General features: G+C 41.1%; 7 protein-coding genes. 5 read left to right on the top strand and 2 right to left on the bottom strand.

Annotated elements, in window-relative coordinates; all coding sequences use genetic code 11:
- The 5 genes from ACR2F3_RS06460 to ACR2F3_RS06440 all read left to right on the top strand — a co-directional run.
- A partial coding sequence (locus tag ACR2F3_RS06460; RefSeq protein WP_432709161.1) for a CTP synthase occupies positions 1–1,495 on the top strand: 1,495 nt, incomplete at its 5' end.
- A 17-nt stretch (positions 1,496–1,512) separates the two neighbouring features.
- Positions 1,513–3,318, top strand: a complete 1,806-nt coding sequence (yidC, locus tag ACR2F3_RS06455) for a membrane protein insertase YidC (protein WP_432709160.1) — start codon at positions 1,513–1,515, stop codon at positions 3,316–3,318.
- A gap of 118 nt (positions 3,319–3,436) precedes the next feature.
- Complete coding sequence (locus ACR2F3_RS06450) at positions 3,437–6,238, top strand: prolyl oligopeptidase family serine peptidase (RefSeq protein ID WP_432709159.1); 2,802 nt, start codon at positions 3,437–3,439, stop codon at positions 6,236–6,238.
- The gene (locus ACR2F3_RS06445) at positions 6,213–7,409 is read left to right on the top strand and encodes a M14 family zinc carboxypeptidase (RefSeq protein WP_432709158.1); all 1,197 of its coding nucleotides are present in this window, start codon (positions 6,213–6,215) and stop codon (positions 7,407–7,409) included. Before ACR2F3_RS06450 ends, ACR2F3_RS06445 begins: the two co-directional genes overlap by 26 nt.
- 28 nt (positions 7,410–7,437) lie before the next feature.
- Complete coding sequence (locus ACR2F3_RS06440; protein ID WP_432709157.1) at positions 7,438–8,709, top strand: nucleoside recognition domain-containing protein; 1,272 nt, start codon at positions 7,438–7,440, stop codon at positions 8,707–8,709.
- Between the two features lie 13 nt (positions 8,710–8,722).
- On the opposite strand, the gene ACR2F3_RS06435 is transcribed toward ACR2F3_RS06440, so the two are convergent.
- Both ACR2F3_RS06435 and ACR2F3_RS06430 read right to left on the bottom strand, forming a co-directional pair.
- Complete coding sequence (locus ACR2F3_RS06435) at positions 8,723–10,162, bottom strand: SusD/RagB family nutrient-binding outer membrane lipoprotein (protein ID WP_432709156.1); 1,440 nt, start codon at positions 10,160–10,162, stop codon at positions 8,723–8,725.
- The coding region (locus ACR2F3_RS06430; protein WP_432709155.1) for a SusC/RagA family TonB-linked outer membrane protein at positions 10,162–12,931 on the bottom strand (2,770 nt) is incomplete at its 5' end. The genes ACR2F3_RS06430 and ACR2F3_RS06435, both read right to left, overlap by 1 nt.

The raw sequence follows: 12,931 nt of genomic DNA, 5'->3' as shown, positions 1-12,931 counted from the left end.
CTATATTAATATCGATCCTGGAACCCTAAATCCATATGAACACGGTGAATGTTACGTAACAGAAGATGGAGCGGAAACAGACCTTGACCTGGGCCATTATGAGCGCTTCCTTAATGTACCAACCTCGCAGGCCAATAACATTACCACAGGCCGTATCTATCAGAATGTAATTAATAAAGAACGTCAAGGCGATTATTTAGGTAAAACCGTACAGGTGATTCCACATATTACTGATGAGATCAAACGTAATATGCGTATCCTGGGTGAGAGTGGCGATTTTGATATCGTTATTACTGAACTTGGTGGTACTGTAGGTGATATTGAATCTTTACCATTTATTGAAGCTGTTCGTCAGTTTAAATGGGAAGAAGGTGCTAATAATGCAATCGTTATACACCTAACATTAATACCATACCTAGCTGCAGCAGGAGAGTTAAAAACAAAACCAACACAGCACTCTGTTAAAACCTTATTAGAATACGGTATTCAACCTGATATTTTAGTATGTCGTACCGAACATCACCTTACACCAGATATTCGCAAAAAAATCGCATTGTTCTGTAACGTAAATATTAACGCGGTAATCGAGTCTATGGATGCAAAAACCATTTATAGTGTTCCTTTATTGATGATTAAGGAACAACTGGATAAAACGGTATTAAGTAAGTTAAAGTTGCCACAGAAAAACGAGCCAAATATGGAGCTCTGGAAAGATTTCTTAGGCAGACTTAAAAATCCTACAGCAGAGGTAACCGTCGGGCTGGTAGGAAAATATGTTGAGCTTCCTGATGCTTATAAATCGATCATCGAATCTTTCATCCATGCGGGTGCTACCAACGAATGTAAGGTGAGGATAGAATATATCCCTTCTGAAAGCATTTACCCGGATAATGCCGCGGAAAAACTTGGACATCTTGATGGCGTGTTAGTGGCACCTGGTTTTGGTAGCCGTGGTATTGAGGGTAAAATAGATACCATACGTTATGTTAGGGAAAACAACATTCCTTTTTTTGGAATCTGTTTAGGAATGCAATGTGCCATGATCGAATATGGCCGTAACGTATTAGGTTTAAAAGACGCAAATACTACTGAAATCGACGAAGATACACCTCATCCTGTGATCAATATGATGGAGGATCAGAAGAAAGTAACAAATAAAGGTGGAACCATGCGTTTAGGCTCTTACCCATGCGACCTTAAAAAAGGCTCTAAAGCTTATGCTGCTTATGGCAAAGCTCATATCACCGAACGTCACAGACATCGCTACGAATTCAACAATACCTATTTAAAACAATATGAAGAAGCTGGCATGATTGCTACTGGGACTAATCCAGACAATCATTTGGTTGAGATTATTGAGTTAAAAAACCACCCGTTCTTCTTAGGTGCGCAATTTCACCCGGAATTAAAATCAACAGTAGCGAATCCTCACCCACTTTTTGTTAAATTTGTCGCCGCTGCAATGGAGTATGCGAAGAAGAAAACAAACAAATAAGCGTTTAAATTATTATAATGGATAGAAATACATTTACAGGGCTGTTCCTGATCATGATCGTTTTTGCGGGTTCTTTTTATTTTTTCAAGCCAAGTGAGGCTGAAATTAAAAAAGAACAACAACGGATCTCAGCAGATTCAGCAAGAAAAGCAGGTGTAATACCTGACAGCATTGCTGCTCCCCTTGCTGCCACTGCTCCTGCTTTAGATTCTACAGCTTTGAAAGGCCCGTTTGGAGCTAACATCACTGGTGAGCAAACGACTAGTGTTCTTGAAAACGACAAATTAAAGTTGACTTTCACCAACAAAGGTGGTAAACTACTTTCAGTAGAAATCAAAAATGAGAAAACATATACAGGAGGGCCTCTAATTTTATTTCAAGGCGACCAGAATAAATTTGGTTTAAACCTAAATATCGGTGGCAAAATTGTAAATACAAATGATTTATATTTTGCAGCTAATAAATCATCCGATTCAACGATGACCATGCGTGCCACCTATGGCCCTGGAAAATATTTAGATTATATTTATAACCTAAGACCAAATAGTAATAATATTGATTTCAATATTACCCTAAATGGTTTGAACCAGGTAATTCAAGGTAACACCATCTCCCTAAACTGGGATGCAGTATTGTTACAGCAGGAAAAATCTTTAGCAAACGAACAACGTTACTCTGCACCTTACTATAAATACGTAGATAAAACACCTGATCACATTGGTACTGATAAAGATGCCAAAGAAGAACTAAATGAAGGTAAAATCGAATGGATAGCCTTTAAGGAACACTTCTTCTCAGGTGTGTTAATTCCTAAAGGCGGCTTTGAAAAAGGAAACCTGGAAGTTAGGGTGAGCACAGAACCAGGTATGGTTAAGTGGTACGGCGCAAATATGCAGTTACCTTTTAATCAGCTGGCATCGCAAAATTATGAGATGACTTTCTATTTCGGAACTAACAAGTTCAGCGCATTAAAAAGTCAGGGACATGAGATTGAAAAGTTGGTAGAAATGGGTTACTGGCCTATTAAATACATCAACCGTTTTGTGGTTCTTCCTGTATTTAACTTCTTAGAAGGTTTTGGATGGAATTATGGACTAATCATTTTAGTATTAACGATTTTGTTAAAAGTGGTTTTATCGCCGCTAACTTACAAGTCATACGTTTCCATGGCTAAAATGAGAATCCTGAAACCAGAGATGGACGAAATAAAAGCCAAAGTTGGCGAAGATAACCCTACACTTCTGCAACAGGAATACTTGAAGCTTTATAAACAAGTAGGTGTAAATCCATTAGGGGGTTGTTTACCAATGGTATTACAATTACCAATCGTAATGGCCTTCTTCTTCTTCTTTCCAAATTTATTTGAATTAAGAGGAAAAAGCTTCCTATGGATGCATGATCTATCGACCTATGATGAATTCATAAAATTCGGTTTTAACATTCCATTTATTGGTGATCACTTAAGTTTAATGTGTGTATTGATGACCATCTCTACGTTAATCTACACCTATTACAATAATCAGATATCTGGTGCAACCGGACAAATGAAATACATTGGTTACATCATGCCGATCATTTTCTTAGGTGTGCTAAACGATTATCCTGCTGGTTTGAACTACTATTACTTCCTGGCGAACATGCTAACCTTTGGTCAGCAGTTCCTGATTAAAAAAATGGTAAACGATGATAAGATCCATGCCATTCTAAAAGAGAATAAAGCCAAACCAAAAGAAGAGAAAAAGAAAAGCAAGTTTCAGTCACGTTTAGATGATTACATGAGACAACAGCAACAAACAAAAATACAGGCTAAAAAGAACAAATAATCTTTTAACCCTCTTCTTAATGTAACGAAAAAAGTGCCTTTATGGGGCACTTTTTTCGTTTTAACTGCGATGTAAAAATTGTATTTTTAGCGTTCAAGTATCTAAACCTCTAAAATCCATGCAAAAAAACCTCTTTCTTTTCCTTTTCTTATTAACAAGCATCAGTTATGCTCAAAAAAAGCCCATAGACCACAGTGTTTACGACACCTGGGAAAATATAGGTATTAAATACCTTTCTGATGACGGCCAATGGGGTGCTTATAACATACTCCTCCAGGAAGGCGACGGTAAATTGTATTTTCACAACTTTACGAGCAATACAAAAAAGGAAATTCCAAGGGGCGAACAGGTTAAGTTCACCAAAACTGCTAAATATGCTTCCTTTCTAATCAAGCCTTTATACAAGGACGTCAGGCTAGCCAAAATCAAAAAAAAGAAACCGGAAGATCTGACCAAAGACACATTGGGTATTTTAAACCTGACTACAATGGCAGTTACAAAAATACCACAAGTAAAATCATTCCAGGTTCCAGAATTAAGTGGTGATGTTATTGTCTACCAATTGGACAAACCTGTTGACACGACAAAAAAGCCAGCTGCAACCACTCCTATTGACGTCAAAAAACCAGCTTCAGAGGGGACAGAACTTGTATTTAAAAACCTAACTACAGGTGTAGAACGCAGGTTTAAATTTGTGACCGAATATGCGCTTAGCAAAGACGGAAAACTTTTAGCCATGGCAAGTTCAGGGTCTAAAACTGATAAAACTGTGCCAGCAGGTGTGTTCTTATTTAATGCAGAAAAAGGCACCACGAAAACTTTGGTTTCGAAGAAGGGAACCTTCAAAAGTTTCCTATTCGATGAAGAAAATGAAAACCTTGTGTTTATAGGCGAAACCGGTCCGGAGAAAGCCCAGGTGAAAGACTATAACATTTACTACAACACCGTGACCCTAGATACAGCCCAAGTATTGGTTGAAAGAGATTTTCCTGGAATGCCAGCTAACTGGGGTATCAGCGGAGATGGAAAACTAACATTCAGCAAAAATGGCGACAGGTTGTTCTTTGGAATTGCGCCAATTAAAAAACCAAAAGACACCACCCTGGTAGAATTTGAACATGCAAAGCTTGACATTTGGGGGTATAAAGACGATTATCTGCAACCAATGCAGCTCAAAAATGCAGATAGAGAAGCTAAGAAAAGTTACCTCAGTGTCATAGATATCTTCAACACTGATCCACAAATTATTCCATTAACAGATGTTAAACTTCCCGAGGCAACCATCCTGAACGAAGGTGATGCAGACTGGGTACTAGCCTCCACAGACTATGGAAACCGTATCGCCATTCAATGGAGCGGTTCACCGGCACGCGATTATTACCTTGTGGATGTTAATACAGGCGCCCGTAAAAAAATCATGGAAAGTTTAAATGGTTCAGCTTTGGCCTCACCAGGCGGTAAGTATATCCTTTTTTACGACAAAAAAAATGCAGGTTGGTACAGTTATATCATTGAAACAGGAAAACTGATTCCACTCACCAAAGGCATGGCGGTAAAGTTTGCCGATGAGCTTAATGATGTGCCTGCAGATCCCTCACCTTATGGTGTTGCTGGTTGGACAGAGGACGATAAAGCAGTACTCCTATACGATCGATACGATATCTGGTCCTTTTCGCCAGATGGCAAATCGACACCGAAAAATATAACTGATGGTTATGGCCGAAAAAACAACATCACTTTCCGATATGATGAATTATCCAAGGACGAGCGTTTTATTCCTAAAAAGGAACAGCTATTTATTAACGCTTTTAACAATGTAACCAAGGAAAATGGTTTTTTCAAAAAAAGCTTATACGACAGCAAGACTCCTGAATTAGTGGTGATGGGGCCATATAAATATTCATCATTGGTAAAAGCCAAAGAAGAGAACCGCTACTTGTATGACAAAGGTAACTACACAAAATCTCCTGACGTTTTTACCACAGTTGACTTAAAAACAGAAGTTAAACTTAGTGCAACAAATCCGCAGCAACAAAATTATAACTGGGGTACCGCAGAACTGGTAAAATGGACTACACCAAAAGGCTTTGCTGCAGAAGGTATTTTGTATAAACCTGAAAACTTCGATCCGAATAAAAAATACCCGATGATTGCGTATTTCTATGAGAAACTTTCTGACGGTTTATATAACTATCAAGCCCCTGCGCCTACACCATCGAGGTTAAACATTCCATTTTTTGTAAGTAATGGCTACCTGGTGTTCGCTCCTGATATCAGTTATGAAACAGGCTATCCAGGAAGATCTGCTGTTGAATATATCAATTCAGGTGTAGAGGCATTAAAGAAAAACCCATGGGTTGATGGCAAAAAAATAGGCATACAGGGACAAAGCTGGGGTGGTTACCAAGTTGCTTACCTGATTACGCAAACTGATATGTATGCAGCCGCATGGGCTGGTGCACCTGTTGCCAATATGACTTCTGCCTATGGCGGTATCCGTTGGGATAGTGGCATGAACAGACAGTTCCAGTATGAGAAAACCCAAAGCAGAATTGGCGCTACCCTATGGGAAAAACCAGAGTTGTATATCGAGAACTCCCCGTTGTTTTATTTGCCTAAAGTAAATACACCGCTGGCTATTATGGCTAACGATGCCGACGGAGCTGTGCCATGGTACCAGGGTATCGAATTGTTCACCGGGTTAAAAAGATTAGGTAAACCATCATGGTTGCTGAATTATAATAACGAAGCACATAACCTTATCTTACGCCAAAACAGAAAAGACATACAAATAAGGGAACAGCAGTTTTTTGACCATTACCTGAAGGGTGCTAAAGCACCAGTTTGGATGGTTGGTGGAATTCCTGCTTCGGAAAAAGGTACAACCTGGGGTTTTGATCTTACAGACGAATTACCATAATATGCAGGTTGACCACATTTTAAGAGCATACAACCAGTTTTTAACTAAAGAATTGACCAACCGGTTTGTAAAACATGCTACAGTGGTCAAACTACTGGAGCTACTGCCTGCCGAGTTTCGAAAAACCGAGGTGGGCCTTTCTCACCAGAGACGGTCAATACAATTAATTCAATGGGGCCACGGCCCCATTGACATTTTTCTTTGGAGCCAGATGCACGGCGATGAAGCTACAGGCACCATGGCTTTGTTCGATCTTTTCAACTTTCTGCAATGCCCCGAGTTCAAGGCTGTAGCCATGGAGCTGGAGCAAGCTTGCACCCTTCATGTTTTGCCCATGATAAATCCTGATGGTGCTGAAATGTTTAGCCGCAGAAATGCACAAAAGATCGACATCAACCGCGATTACCTGCAAACTGTAACACCAGAAGGCCGGTTGCTGAAAAGCATCCGCGAACAGATCAAGCCTGCGTTTGGTTTCAATCTTCACGACCAGTCGACCTTATGGAGTGTAAAGAAAACAGGCAAACCCGCTACCCTATCATTTTTAGCGCCGGCTTACAATGAGGTGCTCGACATCAATGAGACACGCAGAGATGCCATGCTTGTAATTGCCGACATCTTTGAACAGCTTAACCCCCTGCTTCCGCAGCAAATAGGCCTGTTTGACGATGAATATGAACAACGCGCTTTCGGCGATAACTTTCAGGCCGCGGGTATGTCTACCATATTAATTGAGGCAGGCGGGCTACACGGCGATGAAGATAAACAGCAAATCAGAAAGTATTACTTCCTCTCCATATTCAGCGGACTTATGTCCATCATCAGAAAAAGTTACCTCAAAAATACATTAGACGTTTATCAAGCCATTCCGAAAAACAATAAAGAAATATTTCATCTCCTTCTCAATAACCTTGTCTATGAAGGGGCGCAAATAAGTATGGGGTTGTGTTATGAAGAAGAGCCTATAGATTACGGGCAAGCAGTAAGCCAATGTTATATCGTACAGGACATTGGCGACCTCAGACATCTTGGTGCTTACCGGGTTATTGAAGGTAACGGCATGATCCTCCACGGTGAAATAGATGTTTATAAGCCTGCGAACTTCCAGCTAAGCCATGACGGAGAAATAATTATAAGCTTCAAAAACGGAATTTCGCAATCAAAACTATAAATTAGGCCTTTAAAACAATTTATCTTACATGGCATTAAGCAGAATCTGGTCAGCCTTTATCATCGTTGCAATTGTAGTAGCCAGTATTAAGTGCTTCTTCTTAGGACAGTCGGAAATATTCAATTGGATGATTATCGGTAAAGCCGATGACCCGGGAAACCCCTTACACGTGGATGGTGTAATTGAAACTTGCTGGACAGCTGTAAACATCTGCCTGAAGTTAATTGGTATTATGGCCCTTTTCATGGGCTTCATGAGCATTGCAGAAAAAGCGGGTGGTATCAGGTTATTATCCAGGATAATTGGCCCCTTCTTCGCTAAACTGTTTCCTGATATCCCAAAAGGACATCCTTCTACAGGACATATGGTGATGAACTTTTCTGCAAACCTACTTGGACTAGACAATGCGGCAACCCCCTTCGGTTTGAAAGCGATGGAAAGTTTGCAGGAGTTAAATCCAAGAAAAGATACCGCTTCCAATGCACAGATCATGTTTTTATGCTTGCATGCCTCCGGATTGACTTTAATTCCGGTAAGTATTATTGCTATCCGTGCCTCTTTAAATTCAGCCAACCCTACAGATATTTTCATTCCCTGCATGATTGCCACCTTTGTAGCCACCATTGCAGCCATGCTTATTGTATCTTACAAACAAAAGATCAATGTTCTGCAGCCCATTATTCTGGCATGGGTGTTAGGCATTTCCTTTGTAATAGCCTTGCTGGTGTTGTACCTAACCAGCCTAACCACCAGCGGATTGCAAACATTCTCAGGTATATTAAGTAACGGTATCCTGCTTTTGATTTTTTTTCTTATTGTATTGGGTGGTATTTACAAAAACATCAATGTCTTTGATTCCTTTATTGAAGGTGCTAAAGGTGGCTTTGATACCGCTGTAAGAATTATCCCTTACCTGGTAGGCATGCTGATTGCGATTAGCTTATTGCGCACCAGTGGTTCTTTTGACCTGGTCATTAATGGCATGAAATACGTATGTACAGCCTTAGGTGTAGACTCCCGGTTTATCGATGGTATACCTACAGCCCTTATAAAACCCTTAAGTGGTGGTGGTGCCCGAGGAATGATGATTGATACCATGACTACCTACGGGCCCGATTCCTTCGCCGGCCGTTTATCTAGTATTTTGCAGGGTTCCAGCGACACCACATTTTATGTAATAGCCGTTTATTTTGGTTCTGTAAGTGTTTCCAACACCCGTTATACAGTTGGCGCCATGTTGCTGGCCGACCTGGTTGGGATCATCACCGCCATTTCTCTTTGTTATTTATTTTTTGGATAAACTTTATTTTAAGCTATGGTGTATCCCACCATAAGTGTTCCGCAAGTGAGGTAACTTGAGGCACGTTGTTACCATTTTTACTTTTTTCCGAATCCACGTATTCTACCCTCCTTATAAACGTAGGTAGGTCGGCATTGACAGGCAAAGTAAAATCCACATACTGGTAATCGAAACGCCTTGCATCCACCCAGGCTTCAGGCATAAGGTAAGTGGTAATGTATTTTTGCCGAAAAATATGATTTAGGGTAAGGGCTGCTGCATCTGATGCCACTACAGAACTGGCCAGGTAAGTTTGTTGTGCAGCTGTAGCCACACCAAGCTGGTTCATGTTTGCCACTATACCTTCCCTGTAGGCTGTGTAAGCCCTTGCCGTATTACCACTTCTAAAAGCTGCTTCGGCTTCTATAAACTTTAGTTCCGCATAGGTAGCCAAATACACTGGAGAAGTACGTCCAGACAAAGGTGAATTTAAGCTGACGTAACTTTCATCCCTCACCGTGTTGCTTGCAGGCCCCACATTTCCAGCCCCATTCGGCGTTCCCTTGTAAATCCCGGCTATGGTGGTATCAGTAATTTTTTCAATGCGCGGATCAAACACACCAAAGGTTGTCCCATTTAAAGCATTAACCAATTGCTCAGATAACCAGCCGTCCAAAACAAGGTTTGTATTAGAAATAGCCACATCAGCCCATGGATTATTACCCGCAAAATTTGACATGCCGGCGTTATCAGCATTACTTTTAAAAGAAAGGTCAACAGCAGCCAATACCTCGGAAGGGTTATATATCGATTTCTTAGAGACCTTGTTTAGTAACCTGGCTTTTATGAGATTACCAAAACGCAGCCATTTTTCGGTATCACCACCATAAATCAGGTCGTCGCTACTTCCTAAACCTACAGAAGCATCAGTCCTACTCAATTCCGCAAGGCCTTCATTTACCAAGGTAAGCGCACTATTATAAAAAGTTTCCTGGTCGTCATACCTCGGCGTTAAAATTTCCTGATTGAAAGCCTCCGTATAGGGGCCGTTTCCCCACATATTAATAATGAGGTCCATTTCATAGGCAATAAGCAGATTTGCTACCCCTACGTGTTCAGTAGCCCCTTGTTCCCTTGCCCTTGTTTTCATTTCATTCAAATCGGCCATGGTAAAGTAAATCTGGTTCCAGGTGGTACTGTAATCGGTCGGCTGGTAGGTATCTGTACTCCCACCAACAGATGGACTCGCTAAATATTGCACGAAATAGGAGGTAATGTCACCTACCTGATAGGTGCTGAAAGCAGCTTTTGACGTCACCGTGGTTAGTAACGTATTAATAGGAGGATCAGCAATCTGATTCGGGTTCTCTCCTACTTCAAAATACTTTTTACAAGCAGGTAAGGTAAGTATCAACATAATACCTGTGATGACTGATATGGTAAAGTTTGAGTTTTTCATGTTCAGGTTTTTCATTAAAATCCTACATTTAAGGTAAACAGGTAGCTTCGGGTAGCCGGATAAGAAAACCCGGCGAACCCCAACACGTTACTACCGCTGCTAAAAGAACTTGTTTCCGGATCGAAGCCTTTATATTTGGTATGTAACCATATATTGTTTCCGGTTAAACTGACACTGGCATTTTTAACAAAAGTTGCTCTAAGTAAACTTTGAGGCAAGTTATAAGCAATACTAAGTGACCGTAAACGGATCCAGGAAGCATCCTGAACAAAGTTTTCAGAATAACCCCGGTACCCGTACCTGGAGTTTCGGTAATAACCATCTGCGTAATCTACGCCATCGGGTCCAATACCCTGTCCGAGCCATACCTGTTTGACATTTGGAGCGCCATTTGCCGAAACACCATTAAATACCCGAAGGTCATTTCGATCCAGTGTATAGGCCGCTATACCGAAAGCAGAGAAAAAGTTGTCCAATTGATTGTACTTATATTGTCCTTGCCGGGTATCAAATAAGGCAATAAGGGTAAAATCCTTATAACGGAAAGTAGTGTTTAATCCTGCTATCCATTTTGGCGAAGAATTGGCAATAAGCAGGTTGGTTTGTTTTTCTGGGAATCCGTTTTCACCAATCAACCAAAGGTCATCATTATCAATAAGGTAGCCATCGTAATTGCCGCTTGCCCTGGCATAGCCCGTTCCAAATAAATCTCCATAGGAATTTCCCTCCAGGATTTTAGACGTCACCGTCGCCCCTGCATAGCCAAATTGCGAAGCCAGAATAATTTCATCAAGTCCCTCCCGCAAACTCAGGATTTTATTGCGGTTAGCAGAAAAAGTTAAACCAAAGGTCCAGGTAATGTCGTCAGTTTTGAGGGGTTCGCCACTCAGTGCAATTTCAATCCCCTTATTTCTCATACTTCCTGCGTTCACTGCAGCCTGAACAAAACCTGTAGTTGACGAAATATCAGCGGCAATAATTTGATCTTTTGACAAAGAATAATAATAAGAAATATCAAAACCTAGCCTGTTTTGAAAGAACTGCATTTCCAGCCCTCCTTCATAGGTGTTGGTAAACTCAGGTTTTAAATTTGGATCACCTAACAAAGGCCCCTTAGTATAACCAGTTAAGCCATTGCCTAAAGACTGATAATTAGTAAAACCCGTAGAATAAGCATAGGCTGCAGCGTCTTTACCAATTTTAGCATAAGAGAACCTGGCCTTTGCGAAATTTATGATTGCCGGTAATTTAAGATGATCTGAAAAAACATAGGATATACTTGCCGAAGGATAAAAGAAAGAGTTGTTGGGCGACAACAAGGATGATGTCCAATCATTCCTGCCGGTTAAGGTGAGAAAAAGATAGTTTTTATAGTCGAGAGATAACTCGCCGAATAATCCCATCAACCGGTATTTGTTGAGGTCGTTCCTACCTCGCACCACCCTGGCATTGGCAATATTGAAGTTATTATATACCGCAAGCGTATCACCGGTTACCGTTACGGTAGAATTTTTACTGTCCGATAGATCATGACCAACACGCAAAACTCCTTTAATATCATCAGTTAGTTTGGCATCTGCCGCTGCAATGAAAGTGGAAGTGATGATTCTGCTGTTTGTATTATAATCGTAGATAAAACCACCGCCATTATCTGTAAATATTCTTTCATTTTCAACACCTTTCGGACCTGGGGCCCAGCGTTCCCGTTTATCGGTATATGTATCTACCCCAGCACGATAAGTGAGGTTCAACCAGTTTAACGGTTGATAATTGAAGTTAATGTTACCGATAACACGGTTCACATCGTCTTTAAATTTATTGGTATATGGCCCGTAAAGCGGGTTATCATTACCATAAGAATTCATGGTGCCCTCTGGGGTCAGAAAATCTTTCATGCTCCACCTAGACGACCAGTAACTGATATTTTCATTAAAACGATCAGCGTTATAACGGTGACCGCCTGAATTAATATAATTTAAACTGGCGCCGGTCTGGAATTTATCACTGAATTTAACCTGGGCACCCAACTTACCACTGATGTTCTGGTAGTCGGTGTAAGGAATGGTACCATCCTGTTTAAAATAAGAAAAGGTACTGGAGTAAACCACTTTTTCTGTACCACCAGATACGCTCAGGTTATTTTTAGTCTGCCAGCCCGTTTGATAAGCCTCATCAAAAACATCAAATAGTTTGTCGGGGTGTGTGGGATCAATGGCTTTGGCCTCCGCTACCGTAGGACCCCAGTTAGGAAAAAAGCTGGTCGGATCGTACACACCGCCAAAACCCTGGGTATAGACCTTTTGCACTTTAGGGAAGCGGTTTACTTCGTCTATACCGGTGGTACTGCTTACATTGATCCTGAGCACGCCGGCCTGCCCTGATTTGGTGGTAATCACCACAACACCATTAGAACCCCTGAGACCATAAAGCGCTGTAGCAGCGCCACCTTTTAATACGTTGATGGTTTCTATATCCTGTGGATTGATGTCGGCACTACGGTTTGACATTCCTCGTAAATCTGCCTGATCGCCAACGAGCGATGTCGAATTATCAATTATTACCCCATCAATCACAAATAAAGGTTCATTGCTCCTGTTCGGATCAAGGGAGTTGATGCCTCTTATTTGTATCGAGGCACCCTGCCCTGGTGCGCCACCAGTGCTGGATATGGTTACCCCTGCAACCTTTCCCTGCAAGGCATTCACCACATTATTCTGTTTGTTCTCGTTCAGTTCTTCGGCTTGTACAACCTGGGTGGAGTAACCCAACGATCTTTTCTCTCTG

Source organism: Pedobacter sp. (assembly GCF_045627485.1).
Taxonomy (GTDB): Bacteria; Bacteroidota; Bacteroidia; order Sphingobacteriales; family Sphingobacteriaceae; genus Pedobacter.
The sequence above is the reverse complement of the archived record's forward strand: the minus strand, read 5'-3'. Positions and strand labels throughout refer to the sequence as shown.